The sequence below is a fragment of the Bacillus sp. FSL W8-0920 genome (assembly GCF_038593215.1).
GTDB classification, from domain to species: domain Bacteria; phylum Bacillota; class Bacilli; order Bacillales; family Bacillaceae; genus Bacillus; species Bacillus pumilus.
On sequence record NZ_CP151974.1, the window covers coordinates 817,624 to 836,392 of the forward strand.

Sequence of the window (18,769 nt, forward strand, 5' to 3'; positions counted from 1 at the left end):
ATGAAATTGAAACAACAAACGAATGAACCGTGGTGGAAAAGAGCGGTGGTCTATCAAATTTATCCGAAGAGCTTTTTAGATACAACGGGCTCAGGTACAGGCGATATCAATGGTGTGACAAAAAAGCTCGATTATATCAAAGAGCTTGGGGCGGATTGTATTTGGCTCACGCCAATGTATGAGTCCCCGCAGCATGACAACGGCTATGATATTAGTGATTATACAAAAATCCATGACATGTACGGTACAATGGCAGATTTTGAACACATGCTGAAGGAAGCCCATGATCGAGGCATACGAGTCATCATGGATTTAGCCGTCAATCATACATCCATTTTCCATAAGTGGTTTCAAGCATCACGCGAGTCAAAGGATAATCCTTATCGAGATTATTATATTTGGAAGGAGCCCAAGGCGGACGGATCACCGCCGAATGATTGGCAGTCAAAATTCGGCGGTCCAGCCTGGGAGCTAGATGAAGAAGCGGGAGAATATTATCTTCATTTATATGATGTCACCCAAGCGGATCTCAATTGGGAAAAGGATGAGGTGCGCAGGCAAGTATATGACATCATGCATTTTTGGTTTGAAAAAGGAATTGATGGATTCAGGCTGGATGTCATCAACAACATCTCAAAGGATCAACGCTTCTTAGATGACGCCGGACAATCTGTACAAGGAGACGGCCGCATGTATTATACGGATGGCCCAAGAATTCATGAGTTTCTGCACGAAATGAACCAAGAGGTTTTTTCGAAATATGACAGCATGACCGTCGGAGAAATGTCTTCAACGAATATCGCAGACTGCATTCGGTATACAAGACCGGATCGGCAGGAGCTGGATATGACGTTTAATTTTCATCATTTAAAGGTCGATTATCCAAACGGAGAAAAATGGGCCCTCGCACCATTTGATTTTCAGGAATTGAAGTCGATTCTGTCTGAGTGGCAGACGAAAATGCATGAGGGCGGCGGCTGGAATGCGCTCTTCTGGTGCAATCATGATCAGCCGCGTATCGTCTCAAGATACGGTGATGATGAAACGTACCATCAGCAATCAGCGAAGATGCTGGCGACCACCATTCATCTCATGCAAGGGACTCCATATATTTATCAAGGGGAAGAGATTGGCATGAAGAATCCTCAGTTTGAGGACATCTCGTCTTACCGCGATATCGAATCACTCAATATGTATGAAGTAATGCTTGAAAAAGGAAAATCAAAGGAAGAAGCGCTCGCCATTTTACAGGTCAAGTCAAGAGATAATGCGAGAACACCGATGCAGTGGACCTCGGAAAAGAATGCAGGTTTTTCAAAAGGGACACCTTGGATTGAGCCAGCCAATAACGACATTTCGGTCGAAGCTTCGTTAAAGGACCCGTCGTCTATTTTCTATCATTATCAAGCCCTTTGCAGGCTGCGTAAAGAACTTGATGTGATCACATATGGAAGCTTCACCTTACTCTTAGCAGAAGATCCAAAGATTTTTGCTTATGTGAGAGAAAGCGGTGAGGAGAAGCTTCTTGTGATCAATCACTTTTATGCAGGAGAGACGGACTTTACGCTTCCTGATGAGCTTATGCAGGCTGTAGATGAGATGGAGAGGCAAGTGCTGTTATCCAATTATGAGGATGCACCGGCAGATATGAAGGGATTTACGTTGCGTCCATACGAGTCAATCGTTTATCATTTAACCAAACGCTAGAAAATGGGGCGGAGGGAAAATGAAAGAGAATAAGTTTCGAGTGATTTATGATCAGCTCGCAAAACGAATTGAACAAGGTGAATGGCAGGATAAAGGCATTCTGCCATCAGAGCATGAGCTGTCCTTGATGTATGACACATCCCGTGAGACGGTAAGAAAGGCATTAAATATCCTTGTGCAAAATGGCTATATCCAAAAAATCCGCGGCAAAGGCTCTGTCTTGCTGAATCGAGAGAAAATGCAATTCCCAGTCTCGGGTCTTGTCAGCTTTAAAGAACTTTCCCAAACGCTTGGCCGAAAGACCGTTACGACGGTTCACGAATTTGGTTTAATCAAACCGGATCAGTATATTCAGTCTCAGCTGAAAATTAATGGGCAGGAGGATGTCTGGGAAGTCATTCGATCTCGTAATATTAGCGGAGAAGAAGTGATTTTAGACAAGGATTACTTTTTGCAAAAGCATGTGTCGGTCTTGTCGAAGGACATATGCGAAGGATCCATCTACGAGTATATTGAAGGAGAGCTCGGTGTATCAATCAGCTATGCCCAAAAGGAATTTGTGGTAGAGCCATGTACAGAAGAGGACGCCAAGTATCTTGATTTGAACGGGTTTGATCATGTCGTCGTCGTGAAGAATTACGTGTTCTTAGAGGATACAAGTTTATTTCAATACACAGAAAGCCGTCACCGATTAGACCGCTTCAGATTCGTCGATTTTGCAAGAAGAGAAAAAGTGGACAGAGCATAGGCTCTGTCCTTTTCCTTTAGGATGAAACATTTTTTCTTGTACGCTTGCGCTGGTAGTAATATAGGATACCTCCTGAGGCAAGCATGAGCACGCCAATCAGTACAGCTGTATACATCATCGTGGCTGTATTCGGCAATGTGCCGCCAGGAAGGCCTGTTCCATCTTGGTTTGGATCTGTACCCGTGCCTCCGTCTGGTGCTGTTGTTCCGCCGTCTCCACCAGTTTGATCTGGCGTTGTTCCAGCTGCCCCGTTTTGGTTAAGGACCGTGTATTCGCTGAAGTGCTCAGTTTGACCTGATACGACTCCGTTTTCAAATGATCCATTACTAGTTTTGGTGTAACGATTTTTCTTGCGATCCACATAATATACACTAGGTTTTTTCGCCTTTTGAGGCTCGTCTAGTGTAAAGGATAGTGTGACAGGGTCTTTAAAGGTCGAAACCTTTTTCTTGTCTTGTTTGATTTGGAAATCATACGTATCCGTTAATGCGTTTTTCACTTTATCTTTCTTTGTCATCCATATATCTGCGCTTGTCTCGGATAAATTTGAGAGCGGTAATGCGAGTCCCACTTTGTCATGATAGATGGTGACGTTTGGATCTTGCTCTCTTTTCTTCAGCTCGGCTACTTGCGCTTTTGATAGAGACAATTGAACGTTTTTCACTTTGCTTGCTTTGTCTAAATAGAGCAATGCTTTGTTTGTATGCTGTACATACGTTTGGAATTTCTTATCATCTTGAATGTCATAAGCGCCTTTTCCTTTCGCACGAGGAAGGAACACTTCTTTCACCCTGTGATCGATAACAGGCGAAATTTGACCGTCTGCCTTTTCAATTTGCTCTTTGAAAATTTCATAGTCGACATACCCTAAGTCTTCGCCGTGAGAGGCTTCTGTAAAGACGCTGTAGCCGTCGCCACCTGTGCCAACAAATGCGTTTGTGGCTACGCGGTATGTTTTCTCATCATCAATGTCTGTCAGTTGACCTTTTTGATCTTTCAGTTTCACATCAATCAGTCTGCTTCCAGCTGGTTTACTGAGCGTAAACGTATATTCAATGCCGGCTACATGAGGGAATGCACCTCCGCCTTCCTCAATGCCTGACAGCCCCTGTTCAAGTGCTTTTTTAATTTGACTGCCTTTTAAATCTGCGACATAAAGCGTATTTCCGAAAGGCATCACCGTTAAAATATCACCTAACGTGATATCACCTTTTTCGATGCTTCCACGAATACCGCCGCCGTTTGTGATGGCAAGGTCAGCTCCAGCTGATTCTTGCGCTTTCTGCAGCATGCCGTCAGCAATAAAGTTCCCAAGATTCGTTTCCTTCGCACGGACATGCTCACGTTGACCGTCTAAAAGGACATCTGTATGGCCGACTTTTTCTGTTTTTAAATCTTGAATATCTGCTTTGTATCCATCAAGGATCGCTTTTGCCTCTGCATCTTCTTTGACAGAGTCATTGATGGGAATCAGGTCAAAAGAAGATTCTTTTGGCTGGATGACACCTTTTTTGTCAAAGGCTACGTCTACTTTTCCTAAAAATTGTCCGTAATCTTTCACTTGAGCGACGATCGTAGGTTCTTTTTTCTTGATAACCTTTAATTTTTCGACAAGGGTGTGTGTGTGACCGCCAATGATTAAATCAATTCCATCTACTTTTTGAGCGAGCTCAAGATCACGGTTGTAGCCAATGTGTGTTAACGCAATGATTTTATTGATTTTTTCTTCTGTTTGAATGGTGTTGACTGTTTCTTTTGCTTTCTTGTACGCATCTTTAAATTGAATGTTAGGGCCGCTGCTGGAGGTAATGGCTGTGTCTTCAGTCGTTAAACCGAATACGGCGACCTTTTCACCGTTTACATCGAGCAGGATGTAAGGGTAAATCCCGGCTTCTTTTTTCTCACCAGCTTTAAATGAGGCTGGTTTTTTCACTAAGTCACTCAATTGTTTTTCCTTCGAGACATCCACGTTGGATGACACGACCGGGAATCGAGGCTTTTCAAATTGATGACGGTTTTTCGGATCGACATCTGATGCATCACCTGTCAGGAATTGACGGAGTACAGAAGGACCTTTGTCAAATTCATGATTACCAAACGTCATGGCATCGTATTTCATTAAGTTCATCAATTTCAGATCGGCAAGTCCTTGCCACTTTGTGAAGTACAGGTCACCAGAGAAGACATCTCCAGCGTCTAATAAAATATTGTTCTTATTTTCAGCACGGACTTCTTTGATCTTTGTTGCGCGTCTTGCCGCATCATCAAGGTGTGCGTGTGTATCGTTCGTATGCATCACTGTTAAATTCCAGTTGTCTGATGTAGGCGGTTCTGTTGTGCCATCGTCTTTAAAGGCTAGCTTATACACACCAAGACCATCTGTGCTTGCGTTACGAATAAAGTCTACGCTGCTTGATTCTTTAGCAAACGGTTTGGCTAAAAGAGAAGATTCAAAAGTGACTGTTGCGCCTTTGATCGGTGCGATAGACCAGTTTTGATCTGCACTTGGGTTGATCGTTTTTTGTTCGATAATATAATCCATTAGTACTTGACGGTTCTCATCTGCTGAGGCAAGCACCACTTTATCTTGCGTCAGATGAGGGAAGCCTCCGCCGCCAGAAGCACGATAGTTATTTGTTACGACTAAAAATTCTTGATTATCAGAGACGGTTTTCCCGTTGTAAGACAGGTTTTTGATGCGGTTGGCATTGGCGTTGAGAAGTGTGCCTGTTGTGCTGTATTTAGCAGGCTGCGTCACATCGACTTGGTATGTCACGCCATCAATTACATCAAAGTTATACGAGCGGTATTCCTCGTTTAAAATCGGCTGTTCTTTTGCATCGTTCGGTTTGATCTGATTAAACTGGCCAGCAGACATTTCTAACCAGTCTTTCACTTCACTGCCTTTCAGTTTCACAATCTGCACAGTGTTATCGTAAAGGTAGAGATCGCCGATATTCTTAATCGCTAAATCTCCTTTTGCGATATTTGTATAATAGTTTACACCGTTTCGGCCGCCTGCTTTAAACGGAGCACCTGCAGATAAAATCGGTAAATTTTTATACGATGTGTCCTTCATTTTTTCTTGTGCATACCATTTTTGGGCATCTGTCACAATTTGAATCGAAGGGTCATCCATCACTTGAGCGAAAAAGCTATTAATGTCTGCTTCTGTTTTGCCAACAGGCTTTCTCACGTAATCAAGTGTGTTTTGATGCGTTGTTTGAATGGCGTCTTTTACGGTACTGTTTTGAGATGATACTCCGGCAACAGATTCGATCTTGCCTGTTCCGTCTGTGACCTTCCAGTTGCTGCCGTCAGGCTCTAGTGTTAAATCAATGACCCCGAGGTAGCTGCCCCAGTTTTTTGACATGACGACTGGGATGCCGTTGATGGTTCCCTTTGAGACATTGAATTTGTCGACGCCGTTATATTCAGCGCTTGGGAATGTGCCATGCTGGTGGCCTGATACAATGGCATCGATGCCTTTTGTTTTCGTGGCAAGGTCAAAGATCATATTTTCTGATCCTTTAGGTGAAGCGGTTTTTTCAATTCCTGTATGAGCAAGAGCGACAATGACATCTGCGCCTTTCTCTTTCATTTCAGGAATGGTTTCATTGGCAGATTCGACGATGTCCTGCACTTGGACTTGTCCATCTAAATGCTTCTTATCCCACGTCATAATTTGTGGTGGAACGAATCCTATGTAACCAACTTTCACAGTTTGTGAGGCTCCGTTTGCATCTTTAAAGGTTTTATCTTGGATCACATAAGGTGTAAAACGGTGTTCTCCATTTAGCTTTTTGACGTTCGCATTAACAATCGGGAAGTTGGCGCCCGCAATGGTACCGTCAAGGAAGGATAATCCGTAGTTAAATTCATGATTGCCAAGTGTTCCTGCATCGTATTTTAGTTTGTTGAGTGTATGAATAATAGGGTGAACCTTTGTTTGATTGATGATGCTGTCTTTCTCATGTTTGTAAACGTATTCTCCAAGAGGGGTTCCTTGAATCAAGTCTCCGTTATCCACAAGGAGTGTATTTGGGTTTTGTGATCGGTGCTTGTCGATCAGCTCGGCTGTTTTTGCCAAACCAAATTCATTTGTTTCTTTGTCGCTGTAATAATCATAATTCATCATGTTCGCATGAACATCGGTTGTGGCTAAGATGCTGACCTTTACGGCTTTGCCGTTTTCTGTTTCTGCATGAGTAGGTACTGCTGGGAGAATGAGACTAATCATCATAATGGAAGTGAGCAGAATAGACAGGTTTTTCCTTCGTTTAGACCTATGTGCTTGCTTCTTCACCTGATCTCCGCCTTTCTAATTTTTTTGACCACAATACCTATTGTAGAAATGTTTCGTTAACTTTTGTAGTTATTTTTTGCAGATTATTGTAAAGATAACATAAATCATACGAATTACCTTGTTGAGGTAATGTGAATGAGTCTAAATGCTTATTTTTATCATAAGGGGTTTTCTGATAGGGATAGGATGTTTGATTTCTACATGCCCGGGTATAGTGTGTAGTGTAAACGATAATCAAGCAGGAGGGTTTCTACATGGGTAAGAAAATTGCAGTTGTATTAACAGATTACTTTGAGGATGTTGAATTCACCGAGCCTGCAAAAGCCTTTAAAGATGCAGGTCATGAGTTGACAGTCATTGAAAATGAAAAAGGAAAAACAGTGAAAGGGAAGCAAGGAGAGGCAGAAGTAAGAGTGGATGCGTCTATTGACAACGTGAAGCCTGAAGACTTCGATGCACTTCTCATTCCTGGCGGTTTCTCACCAGATATTCTGCGTGCAGATGATCGTTACGTCCAATTCACTAAAGCATTTATGGATGAGAAAAAACCAGTATTTGCAATCTGTCACGGACCGCAATTGCTCATTACAGCGAAGACGCTGGAAGGAAGAGGCGCGACTGGGTATACATCCATCAAAGTCGATATGGAAAACGCAGGCGCTAAATTTAAAGACGAAGAAGTCGTCGTTTGTCAGGATCAGCTTGTGACAAGCCGTACACCTGATGACATTCCAGCCTTTAACCGTGAATCATTAAAACTGCTTGAGAAATAAACCGCAGTTGTAAAAGGATAAAAAAGCCAGCACCTTGCGGGGTGCTGGCTTTTTGTGTGCATGATGTAAGAAAACTGCGTGTAGACCATAAAAACAGTTTCCCTTTCGCACCATTATTTTCTTAAGTTTTTTAGCTCGCTTGCGATGGCTTGCATTTCACTTGGGCTGAATGAAGATTTTTTCATCACCATTTGGTGAAGAAATTCAATATCTTCGTATTTGTCTGGACTGAAGTCTTCTGCTTTGATGACTCCAATGTTCAGCATATTTAACTTTTGCGAAATGTCTTCAATCAGCTGATTGACTTCAGCCGCTTTTTGCTCTGACAAGGGCGGCACGTCCTTTCCTGCATATGTGTCGAATAATATATCTATTTTAACAGAAATGCAAAAGAATAAAAGGGCTATTAAGATGACACAGAGATGTTTTTCTCCTTTTTCTCCTGCTTCATCTTATCAATGATTCGTTTGGATTCAAATACGACAACCCCTGATAAACCGATGAGTCCGATTAAGTTTGGAATGGCCATCAGCCCATTGAGCATATCTGCCACACCCCAGACGAAATCATTCTTGAAGATGGCACCGAAAAAGACAGCGATGACAAACACAACACGATAATACATCACATAAGAGTCTTTCGCCAAATAAGTAAAGCATTTTTCGCCATAATATGACCAGCCAATAATGGTGGAATAAGCGAACAAAAGTAAGCCGATGGCCACAATGGTTGAACCGATTGGACCGAGGAAATGAGCAAAGGATAACGAGGTGAGTGCATCACTTTTTTCTGTGACATACATATCTGCCATGACGATCGTAATACCTGTGATGGAGCAAACAATCATCGTATCAATGAATACTTGCGTCATTGACACAAGCGCTTGACGAGCGGGCATATCCGTTTTTGCTGCGGCCGCAGCGATTGGAGCAGACCCGAGACCTGCTTCATTGGAAAAGACCCCTCTCGCCACACCCCAGCGAATCACCGTACCGATAGCACCACCTGCAACCGCTTGACCAGTAAATGCGTCTGAAAAAATGAGCCCGACTGCGCCTGGGACAAGGTCGGCATTCATGACAAGAATGATCAGCCCGCAAATGACGTAGAATAATGCCATGACTGGTACAAAAATAGACGTCACCCGGCCAATGCTTTTAATTCCGCCTAAAATCACAAGGGCAGTAAAAACAGTAATGATGATGCCTGTGACCCATGTTGGGACTTGAAAGGTTGAATTCATGACACCAGAAATCGAATTTGACTGTACGAGATTCCCAATTCCAAAGGCAGCCGTGGCGCCAAAAATAGCAAACAGCACCCCAAGCCATTTTTGCTTCAAGCCATGCTCCAAATAATACATCGGCCCGCCAGACATTTCGCCTTTTTCATTTTTCACACGATATTTCACGGCAAGAACAGCTTCAGCATATTTTGTCGCCATGCCAAAGAATGCAGCAAACCACATCCAAAACACGGCGCCTGGTCCGCCGGCAATGACAGCAGAGGCGACCCCTACAATATTTCCCGTTCCAACCGTTGCAGCTAGAGCTGTCATTAATGCTTGGAAGTGAGAAATATCACCTTCTGATGTCTTGTCTTGCTTTGAAAATGCAAGCTTGAGTGAATAGGGAAGCAGCCTAATCTGAATAAAAAGCACTCGAAAGGTCAGGTAAATCCCTGTTCCCACGATCAAAAGCAAGAGTGGCGGTCCCCATAATACGTCATTGATATTGCTGACAATCTGTTCAACCCATCCCATATGTATCCCCCTTTATTTGTGCAATTCTCCTAAAGTGTCTCCTTTTTTTGTATAATGTGTCAATGCCGATGAGAGTTTTTCTTGCAAAGTTTTCAAAAGAAAAAGGGCTTGATATGATAGAGAAAAGGTTTTCGAAAAGAACTCTTAGGGAAAAGATAGGAGGAGAATGAAGGATGATTCATGTGTTATTTGTGTGTCTTGGCAATATTTGCAGGTCACCGATGGCAGAGGCCATATTTAGAAAAAAAGTAGAAGATGAGGGGCTTAGCGAGCACTTTGTGATTGATTCAGCAGGTATTGGCGGCTGGCATCAAGGCAGTCCCCCGCATGAAGGAACGCGAAAGCTGCTTGATGAAAAAGGCATCAGCTATGAAGGAATGTCCGCAAGACAAATCATGGATGAGGACATCACAACATATGACTATATCATTGCGATGGATGCTGAAAATGTAGGGGCACTTCGCAGTATAGCCGGCTATGGGAAACATCACTTTATTGGCCGTCTTCTTGATTTTGTAGAAGACGACGATCGAGATGATGTGCCAGATCCTTATTACACTGGAAACTTTGAGGAAGTCCATGAATTAATTGAAACAGGAATTGACCGTTTTTTGACGTATGTAAAGAAAGAGAACCACCTTTAACTGAAAGGAGATCAGACGAGATGGAAGAAAAAAATCAAATCGTGCTCCGAGGAGCTCTCTTAGGTGCAGCTTGCGGCGCATTGCTGACTTTATTTCATCGGCCAACAAGAATTGCACTCAAAGACAAATGGAATGACTGCCAGCAAAAGCTTGATGAGTACCGTGAGGAGCCAGGCAGAATATCGGCTTGCATGAAAGAAAAGATGGAAGAAACGAAGCAGCTGATGCGAACAGTCTCAGATGATTTGTCATTTTTAAATGAACAGGTCAATCAGTTAAAGGAAACAACCCCAAGGGTATTAGAAATTATTGAAGAAACAAAGGATCACTTTCAATCGAAACAGACAGATTGATCATTGGAGATGAGGCGTATGGGTTTTATTAAAGCGTTAATTGAACGCTTTTTGCTGCATGAAGGACCGGCAAAATCTGCTGAGCTTGCCTATTTCTTTTTGCTTTCATTATTTCCGTTTCTCATCTTCGTACTGACACTCGTTGGGTATTTGCCGCTGACGTCAAAGGATGTCCTAAGCGTCATTTCTGGCTATGCGCCAGAAGGAGCGCTTTCGATGATTGAATCCATCGCCGAACAGACGCTGAATAATCGTAATGGCGGGTTATTATCGTTCGGGATTATTGCCGCCCTTTGGTCAGCATCTAACGGCATTAATGCCGTCGTCAGAGCATTTAACCATGCTTACGAAGTTGAGGAAAATCGTTCCTTCATTCTCGTACGTTTAACATCGATCATTTTAACGATCGCGATGGTTTTGACCATTATTTTTGCCCTGATGCTACCTGTCTTTGGCAAAGAACTCGGTTTATTTGTCGCTAAATTAGTTGGGCAGTCAGACGCCTTTCTCACTGTATGGACTGCGATGAGATGGATCATTAGCCCGCTGATTTTATTGATTGTTTTTACATCCTTATACTATTTTGCTCCAAACATTAGGCTGAAATTAAAATTTGTTCTGCCAGGTGCCATTTTTGCATCGATTGGATGGATTTTGGTCAGCATGCTATTTTCATTTTACGTAGGCGAGTTTGCTAACTACAGTGCGATGTACGGAAGCATTGGGGGAATCATTATTTTAATGATCTGGTTTTATTTAACCGGCATCATGATTATCCTTGGCGGCGAGCTCAATGCGCTTTTACATAAGCGTAAAATCGTACCAGGCAAACTATAAAGAAATTCGGGCATCCTAAAGAAGAACGATCAAGTTCAAACTGAATGGATGGGGGAAACCACATATGTCCAAACAATCGAAAAAAGGCGGAAGCAATACGAAACAAAACAAAGGCCATCAGCCTAAGCACAAAACAAGCGGCAGTGCGAACGGGCAAAATGGATATCACTAAATGAAAAAAACTCCTCTGCATGGGTGCAGGGGAGTTTTTAATTCACAATCGTATATATCGTTTAAGGATAAAAGCGGCATCAGGCTTTGACTCATAGTGAGGATCTAGCTCGAATCCGGCATTCATTGCTACACGTTCACTTCGAACATGACCTACGGGACAAAAAATTTCAAATCCATCGACTTTTGAAAAAAAAGTTTCTGTCATATATTTCACGATCGTTGTCACAATGCCCCGACCTTGCGCGTCTTGACGAATCCAATAACCGATATTGCCTATTTTCTGATTAAACGTCAGGCGGAACACCCCGATCAATTGGTCGTTCAGTTTAATGCCAGCTTCCAACCCTTTTTGTTCATTGTAGATGGTTTGAGTCGATTGAATAAACGTTTTGACATCCTCTATGCTTTTGCAGTGATGAACCCATGGTAGCCATTCCCCTAAATGAGCCTGATTCTCTTGAATAAGCTCCAATAATGTGTCCGCATCATCTAATTGTAGAGATGCCAAAGTCAATTCATTTGTGACGTCGTATGAAAACAAAGATCGACCCTCCATTTTAATGACTTTCCACCACTGCCGCCGTTCGCCCAAATCGAACGCAGAAAAACACGAATAATATCACGATGCTGACAAGGTAAAGTAAATTCATTCCTTCAAACGTTTGCACAAAGATTCCACCGAGAACAGGCCCGAGAATACTTCCCGCACTAAATGCCATTCCGCACATCAAATTTCCAGCAGGAAGCAGATGCTTTGGCAATAAGTCGGTCATATAACTGATGCCAAGTGAGAAGGTAGAGCCTACAGCCATTCCGGCAATAAAGAAACAAATCGCAACAGCCAAAACCGATTGAATGAAAATCCCTGCTAGTAGGAAAAAGAAAGACCCGACGAGAGTCACACATAAAATGATGCGGCGCCTGCCAAACCGGTCGCTGAGCATCCCGAGAGGTAGCTGAAAGACAATACTTCCAATGGCAAACGCAGGTAAAATAAACGCCACTGCATCTACGGTCACCCCGCTTCTGAGTGCATATACAGGGAAGTTGCTATTGAGTGTCGTTTCTAAAAAGCCATAGCAAAAAGGCATCATAAAGGCGACCCAGCCAAATTGAAAAGCTTTCTTAAAGCGCTTTAAACTGTTTGTCTGCTCTGACGTCTGCACTTCGCCCGTATCTGGATATGTATTTTTCAAAACAAAAACAAGCAGCCAAATACATAAACTAACAGCACCGGAAACAATGAAAGGTAAAGATGGATTGATTTCGATGAGTGGTGTTAAAAAAGGTCCAGCGGCAAAACCAAGTCCAAAGGATAACCCATACAATGAAATATTTCGCCCGCGATTTCTCGATGACGACGCATAGGTCACCCACGTCTGTGTAGAGAAATGCAGCATATGATCACCAATCCCGATCATGAGCCGCAGGAAGAACCAGACAACATAAGATTCAAAAAACACAAAGCTGAACAAGCTTAAAAAAACAGCGGCGCCTCCAATGACAATTAACGGCTTAAACCCAAACCGGCGAAGCGGCGCTTCCATAAAGGGAGATGCTAGCAGCACGCCGAGATATAAGCCTGTGGCATGCAGTCCGTTTAACGTAGGAGAAGTTCCGGCATGTTCAAAAATAATCGAAATGACAGGCAATAACGCTCCCTGCGAAAAACCAGATACAGATACAAGTAAAATTAAAATCATAAAATGAATTCTCGACATAAGATGCTCCTTACAAGTTCATGTTTTCATCGTACAATGGAACCATAGGGGTTTCAATAGAAAGGTGGGAAAGGAATGAAACTGATATACGAATCAGGCGGGTGGATCGCGGGAATAGATGAAAGGCAGCTGTATATATCAGCAAATGAAGAAACGGGGTACAGACCATCTCAATTATTCACCTCAGCTATTGCCGGCTGTTTTGGAGAAATGCTCATTCATGTATGCCGGAAAAAGCGAATATCCTGGGAAGGGCTGACGATTACACCTGAAACGACAAGAGCAGGAGCTGTAAACAAAATCTCCCGTATTCATTTACATATTTTATTTGAAGGCGTCCGTACATCTGATGAACAAATAGAGAAAAGCATTACACTGGCATTGAAGCATTGCTCTATGGTGCAGTCTGTGAAAGGTAGTATTGAAATCACCTTCTCACACGAGAAAACCTAAATGTATATGAAGCCGGCACTCACGAAAGAATAACAGTCAGACATATGTAAAGGAGAATGGCTGTATGAATCGTTTGTTTCTTGTGATTGTCGCAATTGGTGTGCCGCTATCGGTGATTGGCAGTTTTCTTCATTTTCCGCAGGCCATCATGTTTGCTGTGTATTGTATCGCGATTATTGGTCTTGCTAGTTTTATGGGAAGAGCCACAGAAAGTCTTGCCATCATAGCAGGTCCCAGAATTGGCGGGCTTTTAAACGCCACATTTGGAAATGCGGTGGAGTTAATTATTTCGTTTTTTGCATTAAAGCAAGGACTGACAGCCATCGTCCTTGCGTCGTTAACTGGCTCAGTGATCGGAAACTTACTGCTTGTGGCGGGACTGTCTTTTTTCGTTGGCGGATTAAAATATAAGCGCCAAGTGTTCAATGTCCACGATGCAAGGCACAACTCGGGCTTGCTCATGTTTGCCATTATTGTGGCGTTTGTCATTCCAGAAGTGTTTTCGGTGGAAATGGCTGAGGAGAAGCAATTTGTTTTAAGCATTGGCATTAGCATTGTGATGATTTTGCTTTATGTTGCAGCGCTCTATTTCAAACTGGTGAGCCACCGAGGTGTCTATGTTGCCAAGCAGGAGAGCTTGGACGGAGAGGCGGAGACGGAAGAAGAAATACCTGAATGGTCTGGTAAGTTTGCCACTTTGATTTTGCTGCTTGCAACGATGGCCGTTGCGTACATTTCAGAGCGCCTCGTCCATACATTTGATACGGTGGGGGAACAATTTGGCTGGAGTGAGCTGTTTATCGGAGTCATTATTGTGGCCATCGTCGGCAATGCGGCAGAACATGCCTCTGCTGTCATCATGGCGTATAAAAACAAAATGGATGTCGCAGTGGAAATTGCTTTTGGTTCCACACTTCAGGTTGCGATGATGGTCGCACCAATCCTTGTCATCAGCTCGCTTTTTTTCAATACGCAGATGCCACTCATTTTCTCCTTACCAGAGCTCATTGCGATGGCATCCGCCGTGTTACTCACAGTCATTTTATCTAATGACGGAGATACCAATTGGTTTGAAGGCGCCACATTACTTGCTGCCTATTTCATTATGGCGATTGGATTTTTCCTTTTATAATCTTTTGTGGATAAGGGACGTCTTTGCGGAAAATACTATGGAAAAATGAATGAGAAAGAGTGATGATATGAAAAAGATGCCCCGCATCATGTTTGTTGTTCTCTTATCCTTAAGTTTTCTATACAGCTTTCCAGCGGAGGCGGCGAAGCCATTTAAGGTGCCAGCGTCTGTCGCCAGTATTTCTAAGGAGAATACGTATCCGAATGCGTCACAGGATCAGCCATTGCTCCAGCCGAGCGAGCTGACAGCCGAATTGTTTAAAACAACGAATGTGCCGATTGAGAATACCCATTTGATCAAAATGCTGAATGAATCCAGCATTTCAGGGACGCCATTAGCTGTTGGTTACCGCGCGACCATTTTCCTTGGAAGATGGGCACTGAGCTATGATTCAAACGAAACGGTGGCCAATTGGGAATACAAAAAAGTGAATACGAATCATATTGATAACAGAGGCGGCAACAAAACAGCCATTGGCAAATATGTTCAAAAGCAGCAAGTAAAAGTGAGCGGCGGGCTCACAGCAAAAGTGCCAAGCCCAGAAGATGTGAAAACATTGATGATGCAAAAAGCCATTCAAAAGACAAAGCTACCCCTCGCATTTGACACAGTCATTGGCGCAGGAACAAAACGAGATCAGTCATACCATGTCTCTCCGAAAAAAGCAGCTTCACTTCATGCCTATGCCCCGGCCATTAACGAAAAAGGAAAGGTGACATACGGAGAAGTGTACCTTGTGCTTAAAGGAAATAAACGCAAACTCGTCGTGAAAAACGTGACCTCACAAGGAATCGGCGCTTGGATTCCTGTTCAGGATCACCTGACGTTTGGGTTTCAAGGGATGAATTAAAACAGTCATCTCCTCTTATCAAGGGGAGATGACTGTTTTTTTGCTATTCGGGTTTCTCTTTTTTTCTTTTTAGCTCATTCATGTAAAAGTCAAAGGCGTTATATAAATACCATACGATAAAAAGAAAGAAGATCACTTTAGTAAATATCGTTAAGTTGTTGAAATTAAAACATAGGCCAAGATAAGGGATGATCATAAATCCATAATAAGAAAACCACCATGTTTTAAAAATGAAACTCAGCTCCTTGGAAATTGTATACATTAACACCTTATCCATATATTACATTTTTTCAGGGAAATAAAAAAGCCTTAGTAGAAGTTGATGAACCTAACGACTACTTTGGCTTAAGTTTTTTATTCCCCTAAATCCACATTATGATAAACCTGCTGCACGTCTTCAAGCTCTTCTAATACATCGATTAGTTTCTCGAATTGTTCTTTAGATTCATCATCTAATGTCACTTCATTTTGAGGAAGCATTGTGATTTCAGCGACAGTGAATTCTTCTACGCCGGCTTGTTTGAATGCTTCTTGTACTTGATGGAATTGATCTGGTTCAGCGTACACAATCACCGTTTCATCTTCTTCCATGATGTCACGTACATCAACGTCTGATTCCATTAAAAGCTCAAGTGTTTCTTCTTCACTTTTTCCTTCGACACCGATGACAGCTGTTTGGTCAAACATGTAGGCAACAGAGCCGCTTACGCCCATGTTTCCACCATTTTTTCCGAAAGCCGCACGAACATCTGACGCTGTGCGGTTCACGTTATTGGTGAGGGCATCAACGATTACCATCGATCCGTTTGGACCAAATCCTTCGTAGCGCAGCTCATCGAAATTCTCTTCCGCACCGCCTTTGGCTTTTTCAATGGCACGGTCTACAATGTGTTTTGGGACACTATATGTTTTTGCACGTTCTAGGACAAAACGAAGTGCTTGGTTTGATTCTGGGTTTGGCTCACCTTGTTTGGCAGCCACATAGATTTCACGCCCGAATTTTGCGTAAATACGACTTGTACTGGCATCCTTTGATGCTTTCTTTTCTTTAATGTTGTTCCACTTACGACCCATCTTCTTCACTCTCTTTCACTTAGAAAATACACAGTATGAGGGTCCCCATGCTGCATGAAATCATTCTGCCTTCTATTATACATGAATTAGTCAAGAGGATAGAAGTTAGAGGGGCTGAATTAAAGCGAATTCTTAACGGATATGTCCAAGCTGTTCAAGCGTTTCATGTTTTTGGAGAGCCCGAGTCAGCTCGGCGCACCTAATAAATAAAGAAATAAGAGCCGATGATATAAAAAATAACCCCATCACAAATGAGGTTATTTTGCAGGCTGGGGATAAACGAGATCTTCAAGCAATTTGACATCATGCTGATGAAGTTGTTTGATCATTTCTTTTCGGACAGCGAGGGCAGCATCGAAATATTTTTCATCTTCGACCATTCCTTTCACTGTGAGCTCAATCCCGCGGTTCAGCTTGTTCAGACCCATAATGCCATGGACTTGAAACGGTTCAATGGCATGCTGGAATTCATCTTTTTTAAGAAAATCATGATGCATTTGATTTAAATTGTCACAGGCCGTTTCTAGTGCTTGAAAGGCTGTATCTGGGTTTTGATTCGCACTAATTAATACAGACTCCGTAATCCGCATGTAGTGCATGTTATAGTTTTGAATTTGCCGGATGTCTCCGTTAGAAATGGTTAACAGCTTGCCGCTCCATTCTCTAATTTGCAAAGAACGGAGACCAATTTCTTCAATCGTTCCATTAAAGAGGTTATTCACTGTCACATAATCCCCTTTATGAATCTGACGTTCATAGATCAGGAAGATGCCTGCTAAAATATCACGAATTAGCGTCTGGGCGCCAAAACCGATGACGATCCCTGCAACACCAGCACCTGCAAGAATTTTTCCGAAATCATGAAAGAAGAGAGAAATGACATAGAATACAAAGCAAATTGAAGCTGTGTACTTCGTCACAGATTTGACCAAGCTCTCGATCGTTTTCTTCTTCTTATCTTCAATAAACTCCGTTCGTTTAAAGAAAATCTGAAGGGCTTTGTTGATGATAAAGACGGCAAGCCAAAGAACAAGTCCAACAATTAGAATTTCAATGTATTTGTTCTTGACCACTGTCAGAAATGTATCGTCCATCTATCGGTTACCCCCTGATTGTACGAGAAGTAAAATCAACATCTTGATAATAGCTGTTTTTCACAAGAACATTCGGACCGAGGCATTGTACGCTTGGACAATGACAATTCAGCTCTTTTGCTAATTTTGTGTCCATCCAGCGAGTATAAGCTGATTGCAATGTATCGGTCGCAATATTTCCAAGCGGCGGTGTATCACCAAAGTCCGTCACAATAATATTCCCATCAAAAATATTCACATTCAACCGTGAGCGTCCGTCAGGGTCATTTCGTACCGTGACATGCTTCTCCTGACGCAATCGTTTGAGGAGGCGCTGGTCTTCTTCATCTGTACTGCAAGAATAAAATGGCAGGGTGCCAAACAGCATCCATGTGTCTTGATCACGAATATCAAGCAGCTGATGAATCGCATCACGCATTTGCGGCAGTGTCAATGATTCAAGGGCGCTGGCAAAATCACTTGGGTACATCGGGTGAACTTCGTGGCGCTGGCATTTCATTTCCTCCACAATTTGCCGGTGGATGTGTTCAATATATGGAAGTGTGCGTTTATTAAGCATGGTTTCAGCAGATACGGTAACACCTGCTTTGACAAGTGCCCGGCTATTTTCAATCATGCGGTTAAATAATTTCTCGCGCTGTTCAAAGGTTGGTTTTCTGTCCATCATCGCAAAACCGACCGTTGCAAACTCTTCGATAGTTCCCCAGTTATGTGAGATGTGAAGAACATCTAAGTATGGAATAATTTCTTCATATCGCGCCAAATCAAGTGTTAAGTTTGAATTGATCTGTGTACGGACGCCGCGTTCATGGGCATACTTTAATAAAGGGACGACATATTCCCGCACAGATTTGAGAGAAAGCATCGGCTCTCCGCCTGTAATACTGATTGAGCGCAGAAGCGGAACTTCATCTAAACGGCGAAGCAGTAAATCAAGCGGCAGTGCATTCGGGTCTTTTGGCTGCAAAGTATAGCCGACCGCGCAGTGCTCACATCTCATGTTACACAACGTCGTGGTTGTAAATTCAATATTTGTCAGCTTCATCTCCCCGTAATCCTGCACATCAAGATAGGCTTCCCAAGGGTCATATGCAGGTGTAATCGGACGAAGTGCTGTTTTTTGGTTCATGGTATCTATCTC

At 42.8% G+C, this 18,769-nt stretch carries 17 protein-coding genes; 9 read left to right on the forward strand and 8 right to left on the reverse strand.

Going from position 1 to position 18,769, the window contains the following annotated elements; genetic code table 11:
* Window positions 1–6: 6 nt before the first annotated feature.
* Together treC and treR are read left to right on the forward strand one after the other, a co-directional pair.
* Window positions 7–1,707, forward strand: a complete 1,701-nt coding sequence (gene treC, locus NSS78_RS03890) for an alpha,alpha-phosphotrehalase (RefSeq protein WP_327840921.1) — start codon at window positions 7–9, stop codon at window positions 1,705–1,707.
* Between the two features lie 19 nt (window positions 1,708–1,726).
* Entirely contained in the window at window positions 1,727–2,455 is a 729-nt protein-coding gene (treR, locus tag NSS78_RS03895; RefSeq protein ID WP_044139741.1) for a trehalose operon repressor, read from the forward strand.
* A gap of 16 nt (window positions 2,456–2,471) precedes the next feature.
* Here the strand turns inward: treR and NSS78_RS03900 are convergent, their stop codons facing one another.
* Complete coding sequence (locus tag NSS78_RS03900) at window positions 2,472–6,761, reverse strand: multifunctional 2',3'-cyclic-nucleotide 2'-phosphodiesterase/3'-nucleotidase/5'-nucleotidase (RefSeq protein ID WP_327840925.1); 4,290 nt, start codon at window positions 6,759–6,761, stop codon at window positions 2,472–2,474.
* A 254-nt stretch (window positions 6,762–7,015) separates the two neighbouring features.
* On the opposite strand from NSS78_RS03900, the gene NSS78_RS03905 reads away from it, so the two are divergent.
* On the forward strand, window positions 7,016–7,534 hold the full coding sequence (locus tag NSS78_RS03905; protein ID WP_050944793.1) for a type 1 glutamine amidotransferase domain-containing protein: 519 nt from the start codon (window positions 7,016–7,018) through the stop codon (window positions 7,532–7,534).
* A 113-nt stretch (window positions 7,535–7,647) separates the two neighbouring features.
* On the opposite strand, the gene NSS78_RS03910 is transcribed toward NSS78_RS03905, so the two are convergent.
* The gene (locus NSS78_RS03910; protein ID WP_003214000.1) at window positions 7,648–7,863 is read right to left on the reverse strand and encodes a DUF1128 domain-containing protein; all 216 of its coding nucleotides are present in this window, start codon (window positions 7,861–7,863) and stop codon (window positions 7,648–7,650) included.
* Window positions 7,864–7,940: 77 nt separating this feature from the next.
* Window positions 7,941–9,296 (reverse strand): sodium:alanine symporter family protein, encoded by a 1,356-nt coding sequence (locus NSS78_RS03915; RefSeq protein WP_003218008.1) that lies wholly within the window; start codon window positions 9,294–9,296, stop codon window positions 7,941–7,943.
* A gap of 173 nt (window positions 9,297–9,469) precedes the next feature.
* Here NSS78_RS03915 and NSS78_RS03920 point away from each other — a divergent pair, with 173 nt between their 5' ends.
* Genes NSS78_RS03920 through NSS78_RS03930 form a run of 3 tightly spaced genes read left to right on the forward strand, consistent with a single transcriptional unit; the run spans window position 9,470 to window position 11,130 of the window.
* A complete protein-coding gene (locus tag NSS78_RS03920) occupies window positions 9,470–9,940 on the forward strand; it encodes a low molecular weight protein-tyrosine-phosphatase (RefSeq protein ID WP_050944791.1) in 471 nt (156 codons plus the stop codon).
* 20 nt (window positions 9,941–9,960) lie between these two features.
* Window positions 9,961–10,293 (forward strand): YtxH domain-containing protein, encoded by a 333-nt coding sequence (locus tag NSS78_RS03925; protein WP_212046535.1) that lies wholly within the window; start codon window positions 9,961–9,963, stop codon window positions 10,291–10,293.
* An 18-nt stretch (window positions 10,294–10,311) separates the two neighbouring features.
* Window positions 10,312–11,130 (forward strand): YhjD/YihY/BrkB family envelope integrity protein, encoded by an 819-nt coding sequence (locus tag NSS78_RS03930; protein ID WP_044139737.1) that lies wholly within the window; start codon window positions 10,312–10,314, stop codon window positions 11,128–11,130.
* A 214-nt stretch (window positions 11,131–11,344) separates the two neighbouring features.
* On the opposite strand, the gene NSS78_RS03935 is transcribed toward NSS78_RS03930, so the two are convergent.
* Together NSS78_RS03935 and NSS78_RS03940 are read right to left on the reverse strand one after the other, a co-directional pair.
* Complete coding sequence (locus tag NSS78_RS03935; RefSeq protein WP_253622840.1) at window positions 11,345–11,845, reverse strand: GNAT family N-acetyltransferase; 501 nt, start codon at window positions 11,843–11,845, stop codon at window positions 11,345–11,347.
* A 16-nt stretch (window positions 11,846–11,861) separates the two neighbouring features.
* Window positions 11,862–13,025: an MFS transporter gene (locus NSS78_RS03940; protein ID WP_003218010.1), complete on the reverse strand. Its 1,164-nt coding sequence runs from the start codon at window positions 13,023–13,025 to the stop codon at window positions 11,862–11,864.
* Window positions 13,026–13,100: 75 nt separating this feature from the next.
* Between NSS78_RS03940 and NSS78_RS03945 the strand changes: the two genes are divergently transcribed.
* The 3 genes from NSS78_RS03945 to NSS78_RS03955 all read left to right on the forward strand — a co-directional run bounded on the left by NSS78_RS03945 (window position 13,101) and on the right by NSS78_RS03955 (window position 15,460).
* A complete protein-coding gene (locus NSS78_RS03945) occupies window positions 13,101–13,478 on the forward strand; it encodes an OsmC family protein (protein WP_050944788.1) in 378 nt (125 codons plus the stop codon).
* A gap of 64 nt (window positions 13,479–13,542) precedes the next feature.
* Window positions 13,543–14,610 carry a calcium/proton exchanger gene (cax, locus tag NSS78_RS03950; RefSeq protein ID WP_050944787.1) on the forward strand — a complete coding sequence of 356 codons (1,068 nt, stop codon included), beginning with the start codon at window positions 13,543–13,545 and terminating at the stop codon, window positions 14,608–14,610.
* A gap of 88 nt (window positions 14,611–14,698) precedes the next feature.
* Window positions 14,699–15,460: a YfkD famly protein gene (locus NSS78_RS03955; RefSeq protein ID WP_249118374.1), complete on the forward strand. Its 762-nt coding sequence runs from the start codon at window positions 14,699–14,701 to the stop codon at window positions 15,458–15,460.
* Window positions 15,461–15,814: 354 nt separating this feature from the next.
* Here NSS78_RS03955 and NSS78_RS03960 read toward each other — a convergent pair whose 3' ends face one another.
* From NSS78_RS03960 to yfkAB, 3 genes are all read right to left on the reverse strand, one after another.
* Window positions 15,815–16,534 (reverse strand): YebC/PmpR family DNA-binding transcriptional regulator, encoded by a 720-nt coding sequence (locus tag NSS78_RS03960; RefSeq protein ID WP_137055531.1) that lies wholly within the window; start codon window positions 16,532–16,534, stop codon window positions 15,815–15,817.
* 257 nt (window positions 16,535–16,791) lie between these two features.
* Complete coding sequence (locus tag NSS78_RS03965) at window positions 16,792–17,628, reverse strand: mechanosensitive ion channel domain-containing protein (protein ID WP_111913178.1); 837 nt, start codon at window positions 17,626–17,628, stop codon at window positions 16,792–16,794.
* A 7-nt stretch (window positions 17,629–17,635) separates the two neighbouring features.
* Complete coding sequence (yfkAB, locus tag NSS78_RS03970; RefSeq protein ID WP_327840927.1) at window positions 17,636–18,757, reverse strand: radical SAM/CxCxxxxC motif protein YfkAB; 1,122 nt, start codon at window positions 18,755–18,757, stop codon at window positions 17,636–17,638.
* Between the last annotated feature and the right edge of the window lie 12 nt (window positions 18,758–18,769).